Annotated in this window: 11 protein-coding genes and 1 pseudogene; 5 read left to right on the forward strand and 7 right to left on the reverse strand. The window is 60.3% G+C overall.

The window, feature by feature from the left end; genetic code table 11:
- Positions 1–100 precede the first annotated feature (100 nt).
- Positions 101–919, reverse strand: coding sequence for a hypothetical protein (locus AB8998_RS30080; protein ID WP_369741965.1), 819 nt, complete (start codon positions 917–919; stop codon positions 101–103).
- A gap of 332 nt (positions 920–1251) precedes the next feature.
- Here AB8998_RS30080 and AB8998_RS30085 point away from each other — a divergent pair, with 332 nt between their 5' ends.
- The 4 genes from AB8998_RS30085 to AB8998_RS30100 are packed head-to-tail and all read left to right on the forward strand — an operon-like array spanning position 1252 to position 2659.
- Complete coding sequence (locus tag AB8998_RS30085; RefSeq protein ID WP_369741966.1) at positions 1252–1629, forward strand: hypothetical protein; 378 nt, start codon at positions 1252–1254, stop codon at positions 1627–1629.
- Positions 1630–1634: 5 nt separating this feature from the next.
- Positions 1635–1862 carry an antitoxin MazE family protein gene (locus tag AB8998_RS30090; RefSeq protein ID WP_369741967.1) on the forward strand — a complete coding sequence of 76 codons (228 nt, stop codon included), beginning with the start codon at positions 1635–1637 and terminating at the stop codon, positions 1860–1862.
- Positions 1859–2185 carry a type II toxin-antitoxin system PemK/MazF family toxin gene (locus tag AB8998_RS30095; RefSeq protein ID WP_369741968.1) on the forward strand — a complete coding sequence of 109 codons (327 nt, stop codon included), beginning with the start codon at positions 1859–1861 and terminating at the stop codon, positions 2183–2185. The genes AB8998_RS30090 and AB8998_RS30095 overlap by 4 nt, the downstream gene beginning before the upstream one ends.
- 3 nt (positions 2186–2188) lie before the next feature.
- Entirely contained in the window at positions 2189–2659 is a 471-nt protein-coding gene (locus AB8998_RS30100; protein WP_369741969.1) for a transcriptional regulator, read from the forward strand.
- Positions 2660–2706: 47 nt separating this feature from the next.
- Here AB8998_RS30100 and AB8998_RS30105 read toward each other — a convergent pair whose 3' ends face one another.
- Positions 2707–2853: a hypothetical protein gene (locus AB8998_RS30105; protein ID WP_369741970.1), complete on the reverse strand. Its 147-nt coding sequence runs from the start codon at positions 2851–2853 to the stop codon at positions 2707–2709.
- 358 nt (positions 2854–3211) lie between these two features.
- Here AB8998_RS30105 and AB8998_RS30110 point away from each other — a divergent pair, with 358 nt between their 5' ends.
- The gene (locus AB8998_RS30110; RefSeq protein ID WP_369741971.1) at positions 3212–4417 is read left to right on the forward strand and encodes a hypothetical protein; all 1206 of its coding nucleotides are present in this window, start codon (positions 3212–3214) and stop codon (positions 4415–4417) included.
- 30 nt (positions 4418–4447) lie between these two features.
- On the opposite strand, the gene AB8998_RS30115 is transcribed toward AB8998_RS30110, so the two are convergent.
- From AB8998_RS30115 to AB8998_RS30135, 5 genes and pseudogenes are all read right to left on the reverse strand, one after another.
- A complete protein-coding gene (locus AB8998_RS30115) occupies positions 4448–7039 on the reverse strand; it encodes an AAA family ATPase (RefSeq protein ID WP_369739994.1) in 2592 nt (863 codons plus the stop codon).
- A gap of 15 nt (positions 7040–7054) precedes the next feature.
- A pseudogene (locus AB8998_RS30120) lies at positions 7055–10134 on the reverse strand (type III restriction-modification system endonuclease).
- 5 nt (positions 10135–10139) lie between these two features.
- Positions 10140–11996 carry a site-specific DNA-methyltransferase gene (locus tag AB8998_RS30125; protein ID WP_369739991.1) on the reverse strand — a complete coding sequence of 619 codons (1857 nt, stop codon included), beginning with the start codon at positions 11994–11996 and terminating at the stop codon, positions 10140–10142.
- An 18-nt stretch (positions 11997–12014) separates the two neighbouring features.
- Positions 12015–12680: a DUF4391 domain-containing protein gene (locus tag AB8998_RS30130; protein WP_369739990.1), complete on the reverse strand. Its 666-nt coding sequence runs from the start codon at positions 12678–12680 to the stop codon at positions 12015–12017.
- Positions 12677–15946, reverse strand: coding sequence for a helicase-related protein (locus AB8998_RS30135; RefSeq protein ID WP_369739989.1), 3270 nt, complete (start codon positions 15944–15946; stop codon positions 12677–12679). The genes AB8998_RS30130 and AB8998_RS30135 overlap by 4 nt, the downstream gene beginning before the upstream one ends.

The raw sequence follows: 15946 nt of genomic DNA on the forward strand, positions 1-15946 counted from the left end.
ATGCATGTCGCATAGCGGTAGCGGCGTAAGGATGCCCAGGGGACAGTCAGCGCCGCAGCGGCCAGATCGCCTCCCGCCCGGACCCGCCGCCGCACCGACCTCAGGCCGGTCCGCTGGCGAACACGCGATCTTCCAAAGCCCGGTATTCCTCGGGTGTGGGGCATTTTTGATGTTCACGGAGGAAGTGGTCCAACCGGTCAGGTTTACGCACTTCAGCCTCATGGGCGGCCAGCGTCCAGAGCCGAAGGTCCATGCGGCGTTTGGCCCTTGCCAGCCCTGCAACGGCGACGATCTGGTCTGCCAACGACTCGTGGTCAACATCGGCCGAGGTGACAGTGACGTCCGTGAACCTTCCGAGCCCGGAGACCGAGACAGACACCGAGCCGGTTGGATCGACTACGGTGAACTGCCTCGCGGAGAAGCTCTGCTTCGCGTCGGGCTCTGCAACCACAGCGCTCCAGTTTGGAACACTCCACTCACCATCCCCTTGGCGCGAAGAGAGGCCGTTGGCCAGGGTCGCCGCGTCCATCGCGCGGCGCTGGCATTCGCCCAGGGCGTGGTAGCACTCGGCAATGGCCGCCATCGTCATGGCGCCGATCTGCTCCGGGGTATGGCGGGCGATCACCGTGAACCACAGTCGCGTCAGTTCTCCCAAGCCATCGAGTTCGACTGTCAGATAGGGATTTTCTGGCGCCGAGCGCCGCACCCTCATACCGCGGAAGACAGCATTATCGACGTTCTCCAGCGCGACCGTCAGCTGCTCGGAGCGATGAAGAAACCGCGCAATCGCCAGAGAGTCTGATGACGGGGTCAGCGACAAGGCCTCCTTATAGCCCATGCCTGGATTCTTCCGTTGAAGCTCTCGCGCAGCGGATTTCCGCGCGTTATTGCGCCGCTTACGTTCGGGATTGGCGGCCATGACGGTACCTGCCTTCCTATCGAAGCATCGCAGTGTCGATGTAAGGCGATCCACGGTCACCACAACACCGCTGAGCCAATAGGGCGGGTCGCCCGCGTCGCCCAAAGGGCGTTGCCCCGATCCATCGAAGCCGTGGACTCCGAACGAGGACCGCCGCACAGGCACGACGGTTACAGCGATGATTACTGGCCACCGCGGGAAGTTCAAGAGGACCGGATAGCCGGTTGATTCCATCGCCAGCTGCCCCGCGCGAGAGAGTCGCAAGAGGCGTGAATCCAAACTTGGGGCGTTACCCTTGCAGGGTCTGGCCCGCAACCGGGAAGCGTGGTGGCATGGGTGAACTGATCCGCACGGACAACCACGGCCGCGTCATACTGGCCGGCCACCCGGACTTGACCTATTTCCTGCACGAGGAACCTGACGGCGTGTTGGTGCTGGAACCGGTCATAGTCATGTCGGGCGCGCAGGCAGCCTACTTCGCGCTCCCGACTGGCGACCTGCGCTCGCATCGACGAGTTCTTCGACGACCCGTCCACCGCGGTGAAGCGCACCTATCGGCGGCGGTAACCGTGCCCGTCGAGTCCGCAGACGACAACCTCGAAGCCCTCCACCGCCCGTACGCCACTCATATTCGACCAACCCAGGCGCCCGACCGCTACAGGCGCGCGCGTCCTCTAGTGGCCGATTGCCCACCGTTACATGTAACATAGCGCGTATGGTCAACCGCGACGTCGGCAAGCGAGTCGCCGATCACCGAAACCGACTCCGCGAGCAAGGACTGCGCCCCATCCAGATCTGGGTGCCAGACACCCGCGCACCAGGATTCGCCGAAGAAGCACACCGCCAGGCAGCCCGAGTTGCCACCGCAGACGATGCAGCAGAAGATCAGGCTTGGGTCGACGACATCTCGCAATTCAACGACGACGACTTCGACACCCAGTGAGACGCGGAGAACTCTGGACCGCATCAGGACGTGACTACGCAGGCAAGCCGCGCCCAGTCCTCATCATCCAAGACGATCGATTCGACGCCACAGACTCCATCACCTTCTGCCCGCTCACCACTGCCATCACCAACACCCCACTGCTACGAATACCCCTGCAGCCCAACGCTACTAACGGGTTGACAACACCCAGCCAAGTCATGATTGACAAGATCACCACAGCCCCCAGATCCAAGCTCGGACAACGCATCGGCAAAGCCTCGACGACAGAGATACTCCAGATTGAACGCGCACTACTGGTGTTCCTCGGCATGGCAGGCTGACCCATGATCGCCTACGAGATCCGCACCCTAGGCTCGCTGCCGTGGCCCGCAGGCCTCGGCAAGAACCTCGAATACCCCGGCCTCGAATACCGACTCAGCCGACTCCTGGGCATCAGCTGGCGCGACCCAGACGTCAACCGCCACGCCTTCGAAACCAACGCCGAGTACCGCGCCATCCTCGAATGCGCGTTCGCCGACGCACCATGGCGCGCAGGGCTTTTCGACGCAGTCATGACGGCAACAGAACTTGCGCGGCGATCTCCACTACTCGGAACGAAGACCAGCGACCCGACAGCATGGTCGACATGGACACGTGAGCTCGATTCGCTCGACTTCGACACCCAGAGTTGGCTACGGCACCCGGCCAAGTTCGCCCACAACCGCTTCACTGACGGCCGCCACCGCATCACATGTCTCCGACTACATCACCCGCCCAGCCTGCCAGTGCTTGTAAAGATCAACTACGCACACTGAGCTGCGAGCTACACAGCACCGAACAGCGCGCAGGGTTGCGGCCCGTGTTATGCGCCGGCGGCAACAACGATCGGTGGGGGCAGGATCGGCTGCGTCGCCATCAACACCGCGTACTGGATATCAGCCATCACCGTCCGCGACGGACTCCCCAAACTGAGCAGCAGCGCTTCCCAACCACGCAGAGCCATCTCCATGCCAGTGTGGACACATCTACCGCATGTCGGATAGTGGTCACGGCGTAAGGATGCCCAGAGACAGTCAGCGCCGCAGCGGCCGAAGGGCCGCCCGCCCGGGCCCGCCGCCGCACCGACCTCAAGGCCGATCCGCTGGCGGATGTGGGCCATTCTTGGCGTTCACGGAGGAAGTGGTCCGACCGATTAGCGATCGATTACTGGCCGCCGCCGGAAGTTCAAGAGGACTGGACCCGGTGGCACGCTCACCCATCTTCCAGGCCACGAAATACCGGCTCAACCAGCCCGACCAGTGTTGGATAACTGATAGTCCACCGGAACCGCCGCCACGGCGCGGCACAAGCAATATGCGAGGGAATCTGTGCCTGGCCAATGGCTCATCGACGCGACCGCGGCCATGGGTGACACGTGCAAGAGGAAGCTCTCCGGCCCCGGAGAACCCGAAGCGGCCATCCGTGCACCGATCGAGGAACTCCTCGCCGCCGCCGGCCAACACCTGTCCCTAACCGTCGTCCCTCACGACGAAGTCCGCGACAACGACCGCGGAGTGCGCCCCGACTACGCCATTAGCGTCAACGGCGCGATCACCGGTTATGTCGAAATCAAGAAACCAGGCGCGAACCTCGATCCCGAATCGTTCACCGGACACAACCTCAATCAATGGCAGCGCCAACGTGACCTGCCCAACCTCGTCTACACCAACGGCACCGAATGGCGCCTCTACCGCGACAACGAACAAGTCGGCGACCCCGTCCACCTCACAGGAGGCACCCTGCGCGCCGCCGGCAACAAGCTGTCCTGCGGCGACAACTTCGAACAGCTCCTCACCGACTTCCTGCGGTGGAAGCCCGCACCGATCACCGGCGTCATCGCCCTCGTCAGAGCAATCGCACCACTGTGCCGCCTACTGCGCGGCGAGGTCATCGACCAGCTCGCCGACGAGAAGCACGCGATCGCCGCGGGCGCCCCTGAAAGCGAACAACCCTTCCACGGCCTCGCGCGAGACTGGCGCGCCCTGCTCTTCCCGACCGCCACCGACGACGTCTTCGCAGACGGCTACGCCCAGGCCGTCACCTTCGCCCTGCTCCTGGCCCGCACCGAAAACATCGACCTGGAGAACGCCGGCGGCCTGCACAACGTAGGCGCCAAGCTCGCCGGCCAACACTCACTCATGTCCCGCGCCCTGCAACTGCTCACCGACTACGTCGCAGCAGACTTCAAAGTCACCCTCGACCTACTCGTGCGCGTAATCGGCGCAGTCGACTGGCCGAAAGTCCGCTCCGGAAATCGCGACACCTACCTGCACCTGTACGAACGATTTCTTGAGGAGTACGACCCGGACCTGCGCCGACTATCCGGCTCCTACTACACACCCCACCAGGTGATCGAGCAGATGGTCCGCCTCGCCGAAGACGTGCTCATCCAACGCCTCGACCGCCCCAACGGATTCGCCGACCCCACGGTGGTCCTCGCGGATCCGGCGGTTATGCGAAATTTCTATGTCTCACGAGACACTGTGCACCGTGAACGGTTGAGCTCCCGGCAAGCTGCATCTACGTTCGCTTGACGCACGCAGCGTTTCACGGTAACCACAGTGTTACTCGGTCGCCTCTAGGTACTGCTTGCGCGCATCCTGCAGTTCCTTCCAATGAGTTTCAAGACTGGACAGGCTCGGACCGACTCCAAGGGTCGGTAGTGGTTGGGAATGCGCCTCGGTGTATCGGCAGGCGTCCTCGAATATGCGGGTCACAACCTCGGAGGCGGCCGGCAGTGCGCCTACCTTGATCTCGCGGAGCGTCGTCATTCGGATGTTGGGCTGTAGCCGCTGCGATACGCCCTTCAGCAGCTCCGTTTCCGTGAACACTTCACACCACGACCTGATCCAGCTATAACCCTCGCGGACCAACGCTGCGCGTGCTTCGCCATCCACAGCGCGGGCGGCCTCGATCGTTTTGTTGATGTGAGATCTAAGGTTTCCGAGTGAATCCCAGCGCGGGCCAGACGCTCTCGTGACCTTGCCCTTCCCGTCCTCATCAGTCACGTGAAAGTAGGCACATCGCTTCGACGTTTCGAAGAGAGACAACAACGTGGCCGCAAAGAAGACATCGTGCGTAAAGACGATCACCTGATTGTGTTCGGCAAGGCTCGCCATCCGGCGGGCAACCTCGTTAATGCGCCTATGGTCCAGGCTGGAGACAGGATCATCGAAGATGACCGGTGCTGTGATCCCCGCCAGGCGAGCCTCAGCAAGGAAATCGGCAAGCGCCAGTACCTTTTGTTCTCCCTCAGACAGAACCTTGGAAGGCTTGTGCTGACCCGCCAGGGTCTTGCGACGTTGCGCTCGCCCTTGCCGGCCGACGAACTCAACCTGGAGCCCAGGTGCCCGCAGTGCGTCGCATTCCTCAGCGAAGAGCTTGTCGAAGCTCTGGTTGATGAGCTGGTCGCTCGCAGCCTTTGCGAGCTCCGTCACCGACCGACCCAAAGAGGAGAACTTGCCGGCCAAGACACGCAGTTTGTCCGACTCCTTTGCCCGTTCTACCTGGGCCTGAATCGTTGTCCAGGACTTCGTCAGCTCCGCGGCCGCCGTCAGCTCCGCTAACTCAAGTGTCTTCTCGCGAAGAGCATCGGCGCGGTTCTCCGCCTGTGTCTTCAGATCCGCGATCTCTGCCTCAACGGATGCGTGTGCCGCCGACACGTCAGAGCTGAGGGCCGACAGACCCTCCATGCTGGAGGTGTCTATGGGGCCTAACGCTCGAATCGCTTCCGCCGCAGCAATAGCGGCGTCTCTGATGCCGGATAGTGCCGTGTCGTATGACGGCTGGCCGGCTCCAGTCCCGTGATCATCTATGAACGCGTTGATCTCGTTGAGTTGGATCGCCAGGATCGGTGCCGTCGCACTTTTGATGCTCTGTTCCACAGAGGCGATGTCGGAGCTGATCTTGTCGGTGAGGTACTCACCGTACTTTGAGACAAGGGCCTTGGCTGGATCCGCCAACGGCTGGCGGCAGTAGAGGCAGCGCTCCGCATCGTGCACGCCAAGCGATTCCAGGTGCATCCTGTACCGTTCGCCGCTTGAAACGAACGCATCCCAGGTGTCTTCGGGGGCTGCCGGGAGATCGGCAGCTGCGAAGAGGTCGGTGCGGAAGCTGCGATAATCGGCTCGGAGCTCGCCGAGTTGCTGGATCTGCGCATTGAGCTCTTCAACGTTTAGTGAGCCGAGCGTGGTGATAGCAAGCACTGCTTGCCGCAACACTCGCTCGTCTCTCTGTCGCTCTGTGATCTGAGCGGTGATGGTGTCGGCTTCAAGCGCGGCGACTGCTCGGCGCAGGACATCGATCCGCTGGTCCACGTCAGCGCCTCTGTCGGCCAGCGCGTTGAGTTCGGCGAGGTCCGTAGACGCGCCGAGTGTTTCCACGAGCGGATAGATTGCCGAATCTCGCGGAAAACGATTCAGCAGTGTGGTTGAGCCAGACGACAGGTTCACGACGGCCTGGTTTATGCGCTCCTGCACGCCTTTGATGGCTGTGTTCACATGATTGAACAGGGCAAGGACAGTCGGGACATACACGTATTCCAGATCGTCGTCCACGTGGAAGTGCACCGCGGGACTGTCGAAGATCGACATCCGTGTGAAGGGCGCTTGTCCGTGCTCACCAGTCCACGCAAACTCCTTGACTTCAGGTCCGACCGTGTACTCAACTTTCGCCGAAGTCGGTGCAACTTCGGTCACGGTGATATCGCTGAGGATTGCATCCGCAGTGCGACTTCCTGCGAGCGCCTTGAAGATTCGTGCGTAACCAGTCTTCCCAGTGCCGTTCTCGCCAAACAAGATGGTCATTCCGGCATGCGGCTCGATCACAGAACCCGTCACGATCGCGTTGACGCCGGTTACCTCAGAAAGTCTGGTGATGGCAAGCGGGAGTTCAGCGTCCTCTTCCGACACCTCCGCTGTAAGGCCAGGCTCCGTTGGAAGGGTTCGTTCATCAAGTCCTTTCTCTTGTCGAAAGAGCGAGTACACATCGTCGATGTCGTCGCTTGACAGGGCTCGACCAGTGCCCAGTACACGTCGGACGATTGAGCGGACCCATTCATCCTGCTCATTCGCCCACGTCGCGAGAGTCTCACGCGGGTCGGGAGGGCGCGGCCCCTCGACGTCGACAGCCTGTGATTCCAGCCCCTCGTCCTTCACGTGACTCCCCCCGGCTCACACCGTTACGAGCTGCATCAGCTCGGTGTAGTCGGTGACAACCTCGTACTTGACGTTCTCGCCATTCTTCTCGTTCAGCGACGCGAAGAACTTCCGGGCGCATTCGATTTTCGCGTCCTCGACTCCTTTGAGCTGAAGCGACGAGAGTGAGCCTTTGGTTTCGGCGACGAAGTAGATGTGTTTGACGGTTCCCTCGGTGAACGCGATGGCCCAGTCTGGGTTGTAGTCACCGACGGGGGTCGGGATGAAGAATCCGCGTGGCAGCTTCGCGTAGACGGCAACCTCCTGACTGGTATCGAGTTCGGTGACGAATTTCCGTTCCACTTTGGAATCGGTTACGACGTAGTCGTAGATGTGCTTCGTCAGCTTGTTGCCGGCGTGCGTGAGGTCCTGCTTGGTCTGGTTCTCGGTGAAAATCGCTGTGTCAAAACGGTCATCGAGCGCATCGTAGGTCAGGTGCTCGATGATCGCGGTTGCTTTCTGCTCGTTGATGAGTCGGGCAGCTTCGGTGATGAACTGCTCCGGATTGAGCCGGAACTTGGCGAACGTCTCCGGTGTGACTCCACTGAGGATAGCTGCCGCGCTACGACGGGTCAGCTGCGTTTTCTCGGTGATTTCACCGAGTAGGTCGTATTTGACCTGGGATGCGGCCGACACTGTCGCTGTGTGGGTGGCGGTGCTGGATACGTCGAATCCGGCACCGCTGGTGAGGTCGTCAGCTTCGAGCGAGTCGCGTTGCGTGCCCGCCTGGACGACGTACTGCATCGCGGCGACCTTGAGATGCTTGTCGAGTGCGTGAATGCATTTGGCGATGAGCTCGGATGAGTCGAACTCGACCTGATAGACAGCCTTGTGGTTGATCCGGCGCCACAGGGCCTGGAACTCCTTCTTGGCGAAGTTGGCCTCGTTGAGCGGGATCTTCTTCGGCTTGCGGTCGTCGGTCGGGATCGGCACGTCGATGTTCAGCGAGTCGACCAAGGGCAAGAGGAACTTGAGCACCGGTTTCAGGGCCTCTGATGTCGGCTCTGCCAGGGTGCCAGCCTTCTCGCTGCCTTGTACTCGTCAGAAAGGGTGTCATCGTCGTTCAGGTAGTCGTTCTTGATCAGGTACCTATAGAGGGCCTGCGCAAGGGCTTCCTCGACCACCGACTCACCGTCTTCGGTCTGAATTGTCTTGCCGGCAAAGAACTTCACGCTTGCCTTGCGCGGCCGCGCGGCCAGCGAGTCGGAGATTTCCTTTTGCAACCCGGCGACGAAGTCGGTGTAGGACTCATCGGTAACGACCGTCAGCTCGTTGATGTCGTGCACCGTGACGGGGTTGTCCATACGTTCGCCGTGTTGGTCGACGGCCAAGCGCAGGCCGCGGCCGATCTCTTGCCGCCGAGATACGGTGTTATCGCTTTTCTTGAGCATGCCCATCACGAAGACGTTGGGGTTGTCCCAGCCTTCCCGAAGGGCGGAGTGGGAAAAGATGAAGCGAACAGGCTCGGCCAGCGATAGCAGCCGCTCCTTGTCCTTGAGGATCAGATCGTAGGCGTCGACGTCCTTGGATTGACCCTTCTCGTCACCTGTCGCGTGCACCGGCCCGTCAACCGCATGCCTGGTCTTCTTGTCGATCGAGAAGTAGCCCTCGTGCACTGCTCGGACGGCATCGCGTCGCAAGTAAGCCTGGTAAGCCACTGTTGCGGGATCCAGTTCCAGCTCCCCAAGAACCTCATCGACGATCGCGGTGTACTCATCCTCGAAGACCCGGGCATAGTCACCGAGCGTGTCCTCGCGGTCGTAATCGCGGTACTTCGCCACCTCATCAATGAAGAACAGCGATAGAACCTTAATGCCTCGGGTGAACAGTTCGCGTTCCTTGTCAAGGTGCGCCCGAATCACCTCCCGGATCTGAATGCGGCGCTTGGCTTCCTCAGTGACGTCACGGTCGGAGAGCTGTCCAGCGATGACGACATCACCGTTGCTGAGTTCGATGATGTCGCGGTTGGCGTCGATGTCGGTGATGAAGAGACCCTTGTACGCCTCGATGCCATTGGAGATGTCATGGAGGTTGGCGCCCACGTCGAGGCGCTTGACCTGTCGCGCGATCGACCCACCTTTGGTCTGTACCTCGATCTCCACGCGGGCCCGCGGTTTTGCGCCCTTGGCGATCTCGATGGCATCGAGATACAGGTAGGCCGTCGTGCCGGCCAGCCCCTTCACGGTGATGCCTCGCACCGCGATCTTCTTGACCAACTTCTGGTTGTACGCATCGAGGGCGTCGAGGCGGTGAACTTTGGTGTGCTCGACCTTGTGAGTTGCCGAGTAGCGCAGCACCATGAGTGCATTGAACCGCGACAGCGCTTCTAATGACTTTGGTGCACTGATCTTTTGCGGTTCGTCGATGATCACGATGGGACGGTTTGCGCTGATGACATCGATGGGACGTCGCGACTGGAAGTCGTCGAGTTCGTCGTAGATGCGGCGATTATCCTTGCTCGTCGAATTGAACGCCTGAATGTTGATGATCATCACCTGCACCCCGGCGTCCGAGCTGAATCGCTCCAACTCATGCAGCTGAGATGAGTTGTAGATGAAGGACCGAGGCTTGCTGCCGTACGTCTGCTGGAAGTGCTCGGCCGTCAAATCAATTGACTTCTTCACGCCCTCGCGAATCGCGACCGACGGGACTACGATGATGAATTTTGACCAGCCGTACCGCTTGTGCAGTTCCATGATCGTCTTGATGTAGACGTAGGTCTTTCCGGTACCGGTTTCCATCTCGACGTCGAGATTGGGAGCACCCGGAGCGGCTTTGCTGTCCACCAGCTTGTCCGACAGCGGCAGGTTTCGCAGCCGTTGAACGCGCTGAACGTTCTCTAGCAACTGCTCTGGTGTCAACGCGATCTCGGCATTTCGTAGACCCGAGTCGGAGGTCGAGCTCGCGTCAAACAGCGTCGGTGCCGTAGCCGGCTTCGCCCTGCCCGGGTCGATCCGATAAGAGACGCCATCATATTTCGGCTGTCCGGCGAAGGCGTCGACAACCGCGTCCACGGCATCGGTCTGATACTGCTGAATCTTGAACTGAAGCTTCATCAGTGTCAGATGGCCTTCACATCCGTCGCCGGCGAGATCTCACGGAAGATCTGCTCCGCATTGATCCGAGCGTCGTCGGATGCAAAGCCGGCATCGCGGAACACCGCCCGCAGTGGCTCGCGCTTGGCGATGGTTCGCACCAACTCCGGGCTCACTGCTGAATCGAAACAGGCGATAAGTGCGCCGTCTTCAACAACAAAGACGTCGTAGCATTCGTGCTTCTCGACCACGATCGGCATGGTCAGTTCGAGACCCCAGTCCAGCAGCACCTGGAAAAGCAGATCCTCCGCGGATCGACCTGGCTTCACGCTGCTCTCAAGTTCAGTGAGTGCTTGCTGGCCAGTCTCGTCTGGGGCCCGCAACACGTCAGCCATACTTGTTGTATCGACCTTGAATGTTCGGAATCCACAGTCGATGTCAGGTGCGGTTAAGCCTGCACGGTCTTTTACTTCGGTGCCAGCTTTCCGAATCCGCTGGCGAGCGATCTCGCTAATAGAACCAAAACCCGCCTTGCCTGCAGCCGACTCCGGCGCAACCTTCTCGGGGAACTGAACGACTGCGAATCGCCTAGAACCACCATCGTCAGCGTTGAGCCGCATGACAGCTTCGGCCGTCGTACCGCTGCCGGCAAAGAAATCAAGTACTAGGCAATCACGCGCTCCGGTCGATCCGTACCGGATAAGGCGTTTCAGCAACGCGACGGGCTTTGGATAGTCGAATATCCTCTTCGATCCCAGCATCTTTGCGACTTCCTCGCTACCATCTTTCGTGGTCCCAGCGTCGAGGAGAATCGAGCTGGGTGTCCGCGTGTCGCCGCGCTCGACCCGCTCGTTTAGAAACAGCTTCCGTTTTGGCGCTGAGTCGCCCCTCAACCCGAACTTGACTCGGCCGTCCTCCATGAGCTGCTGCATAGATACACGGTTGATAGCCCAGGATCGGCCAGCCGGTGGCCAAAAACCCTGTCCGGTGGCCGGATTAACTACTTCGTAATGTGTATCACCGCCTGGCTTATTGGCATCAAGTGGGACCAGCTTCCACGGACCTCGCGGATCGGAGTCTGTGTTCGAATACTCGTCTGCCCGCAGGGGCTCACCCCAGAAAGTTAAGAGTTCGCGGTTTCGCGCATACACGAGAATGTAATTGTGGTTCGCGGAGATTTCCTGGTCGTCAGATATTGAAGTGCGGGACTGCCAGATGATTGTCGCAACAAAATTTTTCGCGCCGAATACTTCATCCATGACGATTCTAAGGTTGGCGCCCTCCTGATCTCCGATCGTCAAGAACATCACGCCGTCATCGGTCAGCAGGTTTCGTGCCAATCGAATCCTCGGGTAAATCATCGATAACCAGTCAGAATGGAAGCGCCCATTAGTCGACAGATTCGCGACCAACCTGGCGCCGGAGGTGTCAACGAATCCTGATTGAGCTAGGTAGGTGGGCGGCGAGACCGCGAACGAATCGTGGTAAACGAGGTCGGTACCCGTGTTGTATGGAGGGTCTGCAAACAGCACCTTTACTTTGCCCAGGTACGACTCTTGAAGAAGCTTCAATGCGTCGAGGTTATCGCCCTCGATGAACAGGTTCTTGGTAGTGTCGAAGTCAACCGACTCTTCGCGAACCGGCCTGAGAGTCTTTGCAATCGGCGCGTTGGCGGCGAATGCCGCTTCGCGCTTACCGGGCCAGTCGAGCCGGTAGCGCTCCTGCGGGCCTTCGACAACATGATCCGACAGTTCCTGGCGCAGCAGGTCGAAGTCGATGGCCTTCTTGGGATTGCCGTCGGCGTCGAGCGTCTCGGTGATGACGTTGGGGAACAGCTCGGCGAGCTTCTCGATATTGGCCTCGGTCAAGTCGGGCGATGTCATGCGAAGTTTCTCCACCTGCTACCTCTGCTGTTCCAGTTCTGCTTGCTTCGTTTTCAGGGCGCGCCGAAGCTCTACCTTGCGGTTGAGTTGCGGCTCGGCGCGGAGTTTGCGCTCCAGGGAGGCGACCTCGCGTTCGAGCTTGCGCACGGCCTGGAGTCTGGCAGCGACGTCTGACAATTCCTCTCCTGGCCGTGCTGATACCGGGGTCAGCGGCGCGAGGAGTGCGGTGTACAGGGATGGCAGGCTGATCGCTGTTGGTAGTGGCTGCCGCTCGGCATCCGGGGTTTGCCAGTCGGTCGTGTAGTAGGCGCTGAGCTTGGGCGTAGCGGGGCCGACCTGCTTGTGCGATGCAGCCATCCGGACTCGCTGCTCGTCTCCTTCGCCGGTGACTATCTCGAAGATGATGGGGGTCTTCACCGCTTTGTCGATGGCGGCGAGCACGGACTCGCTGACATCGTCGCCCTTTGTGTCGATCTGGAAAACTTGGATCTCGGGGACGTCTGTGTTGCCGGGCAGGTTGATGGTGGCTTGGGCGAGTTTGTAGGCCCAGGTGATGCGCTGGACTTCGGAAACGAATTTGTCACGTACTGCACCGGAGACAGTGCCGTGTTCGTAGAACTTGGTTTTCGGGACGGTACGACCGAATTTGGCGGCGGCGGGCCAGCGGTAGAGCAGGGCCGTCATGTGGTTCCTTCGGAGGCGTCGACGATCGCGATGAATGCGGTGAGTTCGAAGTCGTCGAGGCCGGCGATTGCCTGGGTGAGGGCGGTCGTGTGTCCATCGCTGAAGAGGCTGTCGATGTCGCGTTCTTCGGTGACGTCGATCATGGATCGGATTGCTGCGGTGAGCAATTCGGAGTACTTGCCCATCTCTGCGCCTTCGCGGGTGGCAGCGTTGAAGACGCGGGTGACCTCGGTGACGGGTTCCTCGTGGGGCCGGCATCCTGCGCGAATCAGGTCGAGAAGGTGTTTGACCTCTGTGTGGTCGGCGATGACGTTGCCGTTGTCGTCGAGGTAGACCAGGTAGTGCGGGTGCAGCCGGTTGCCCCGATTGATGTTCTCGTTGGCGTCGACGTTGCGCAGCGCGAACAGCACACCGGGGTGGAGGCCTCTGGAGGGGTCTGCGGGGATTACTGCGTGAAGTCCCTTCGGCGCGGTGGCCAGGTCGCCGGCCTTCTTGAGGTATCCCAGCAGGTCCATTCGGAAGTCGTTGAGGCCGAGATCGGTGATGGATACACCGGTGCGGACGTCTTCGAGTTCGATGACTTCGTCTTGGAGCTTGCGGAGCTGCTCCTTGCGGAACGCGGCGTCGCTGCCTTCGAGGGTGAGGACGTTGTCGTCGGCGGTGCCGGCGAGGTCGGCGATGACCATGCGGTTCTCGACGCGTTCCTTGAGGTTGATGTATTCGTCGAGGGAGATGTCGGGCCAGAAGTTCACGAGCTGGATCTGGGCGTTGGTCGAGCCGATGCGGTCGATGCGGCCGAATCGTTGGATGATCCGTACTGGGTTCCAGTGAATGTCGTAGTTGACGAGATAGTCACAGTCCTGGAGGTTTTGGCCTTCACTGATGACATCGGTGCCGATCAGCACATCGAGTTCGCCGGTGTCTTTGGGCATGGTGAGGTGGCGTTGCTTGGACCTTGGCGAGAACAGCGTCAGGACCTGCTGGAAGTCGTAGCCGGTCCCCAGCGTTGTTTTCGCGGCGTGGGCACCGCCGGTGACGAGGGCGGTGTGTAGCCCGGAGTTGCTCAATGTGGGCGCGAGCTGTTTGTAGAGGTACTCGGCAGTGTCGGCGAACGCCGAGAAGATCAGTGCCTTGCGATTTAGCGGGTTGAGGGGGTTGGCGGCCTTGTCCTCGATGAGTCGTTTGAGCGCCTGCAGCTTGAGGTCGTGATCTGGTGTGACCCTGCGCATCTCGTCGAGTAGCTCGCGGAGGGTCTCACGGTCGTTCCACAGATCACGCTGCCAGGATTCTACGTCGATGTCATCGAGGTCGATCTTGATCTTCTCGCCAAACGAGAGCGCTTCGACGTTGGCGTCATCCTCGTCGTCGACATCGAGGTCCAGGCCGGAGAAATCGACGCTCAGATCGTTCAAGGATCCTGTTCGTGACTTGATTCGGATAAGAGTGTTGTCGACCGCGCCTTCAATTTTGGCGAGGGTGAGCCGGAACGCCTCGACCGAACTCTCCAAACGTTTGAGCAGGTTGACCGTCATGAGCTTTTTCAAGCCCTGCTCACGGCCGAGTTGCCCGATGTTGGAGCGCGCCGTGCCGCCCTTGACGTTGTAGAGGTCTTCGTACTTGCCGATTCGGCTTGGGAATACGTAGGACAGCGGCGTGTAGACGGCCAGGGTGAGCGCTTGAAGTTGTCCGAAGATTTCGTTGAATGCGGGCACATCGGGGAGGTCGGAGAGCGGCTCACGAATGGACCGCGGCGGGAGCCGTTGTGGGAAGGTACCGATTTCGGTGGTGTCGTAGAACGCCTGAATGTGTTTGCGGGACCGTGCGATGGTGACCGAGTCGAGCAGTTCGAAGAAGTCGAAGTCGAGCATCTGCAGGATACGGTCGGTGGTGCGCGCCTCGGGGTCGAGCTTGGACCACTCGTTGAAGACGCGCTGCGCGTCGCTGAACACTTTCTCGACCGTGGTCGAGATGTTCAAGTGTTGGCTGAGGTTCTCCGACTCTCCTTCGTAGGCAAGTTGGAGTTGGTTCTTCAGGTCGTTGAAGCGGTTGTTGACCGGTGTGGCCGACAGCATGAGCACCTTGGTCTTCACACCCTCGCGGATGACTTGACGCATCAGCCGTTGGTAGCGCGACTCTTTCTCTTCTGCGTAGTCCGCGTTCCGGAAGTTGTGGGACTCGTCGATAACGACGAGGTCGTAGTTGCCCCAATTGATTCGGTCGAGCCGCAGCCCCAACGATTCACCCTTGGTGCGGGAAAGATCGGTGTGGGCGAGGACGTCGTAGTTGAACCGGTCTTGAGCGAAGATGTTCGTCGTCAGGTTGGCGTTGTAGTTGGTCCAGTTCTCCGCAAGCTTCTTCGGTGCAAGCACCAGGACGGACTTGTTGCGCAGCTCGTAGTACTTGATCACTGCCAACGCGGTGAAGGTCTTCCCGAGCCCCACGCTGTCAGCGAGGATGCAGCCGTTGTAGGTCTCCAGCTTATTGATGATTCCCGTCGCCGCGTCCCGCTGGAAGTTGTACAGGCTCTGCCAGACCTGCGTTTCCTGGTAGCCGGTGCGATCATTCGGCAGGACGTCCTCGCTGATGTCGTCGAGGAACTCCGAGAACAGGTTGTACAGGATCAGGAAGTAGATTCGCGCCGGTGAGTTTTCGGCGTACACGCTCGCGATGTGGTCGTACACCGCTTGGGTAACATCTTCGAGCTGCGTGGGGTTGTTCCAGATCTGATCGAACAGGGCGGCGTACTGCCGTGCCATGGGAGCATCGTCGAGCTTGGTCACGACGTTCGACACGGCGTTCCCACGCTCATAGCCAAGGTCGGCGGAGGTGAAGCCTTGGATCGGCTGGTAGGCGACCTTGTCATCCACAACGACGAACTGCTGCATCGGGGCACCGGTCCGGTTCGACCGGAAGCGAACCTTTCGGCGCACCCATTCCGCGCATTCACGCGCGATGGCCCGCTGCGTCAGCTTGTTGCGCAGACGGATCTCGAACTGCGAACCGTAAAGCGACGACTCCCCGTTGGACCCCGGCGGAATGAAAAACTGTCGGCGTTCCTTGGGCAGCTGATCAGTAGCCGCCGCGGCGACAAACGACGGCGAGGTGAAGACGAACTCGAGCTCTTCGACGCGCTCCAACTCCTTGCGCAGCGCCTCAAACGCGAAGATGGAAAACGTCGATGCAGCGATACGCAGCTTCGACCCAGCCTGCACCTCAGCCTTGAGATCATCGCCGAGGAGGTCGTTGACGTTGTCGATGATGTGCAT

This window comes from Mycobacterium sp. HUMS_12744610 (assembly GCF_041206865.1).
In the GTDB taxonomy this organism is placed as follows: domain Bacteria; phylum Actinomycetota; class Actinomycetes; order Mycobacteriales; family Mycobacteriaceae; genus Mycobacterium; species Mycobacterium servetii.

Coding starts and splice junctions, on each gene's coding strand:
- AB8998_RS30080 (WP_369741965.1), bottom strand. CDS start 919: ATGGCCGCCAATCCCGAACGTAAGCGGCGCAATAACGCGCGGAAATCC.
- AB8998_RS30085 (WP_369741966.1), top strand. CDS start 1,252: ATGGGTGAACTGATCCGCACGGACAACCACGGCCGCGTCATACTGGCC.
- AB8998_RS30090 (WP_369741967.1), top strand. CDS start 1,635: ATGGTCAACCGCGACGTCGGCAAGCGAGTCGCCGATCACCGAAACCGA.
- AB8998_RS30100 (WP_369741969.1), top strand. CDS start 2,189: ATGATCGCCTACGAGATCCGCACCCTAGGCTCGCTGCCGTGGCCCGCA.
- AB8998_RS30105 (WP_369741970.1), bottom strand. CDS start 2,853: ATGGAGATGGCTCTGCGTGGTTGGGAAGCGCTGCTGCTCAGTTTGGGG.
- AB8998_RS30125 (WP_369739991.1), bottom strand. CDS start 11,996: ATGACATCGCCCGACTTGACCGAGGCCAATATCGAGAAGCTCGCCGAG.
- AB8998_RS30130 (WP_369739990.1), bottom strand. CDS start 12,680: ATGACGGCCCTGCTCTACCGCTGGCCCGCCGCCGCCAAATTCGGTCGT.
- AB8998_RS30135 (WP_369739989.1), bottom strand. CDS start 15,946: ATGCACATCATCGACAACGTCAACGACCTCCTCGGCGATGATCTCAAG.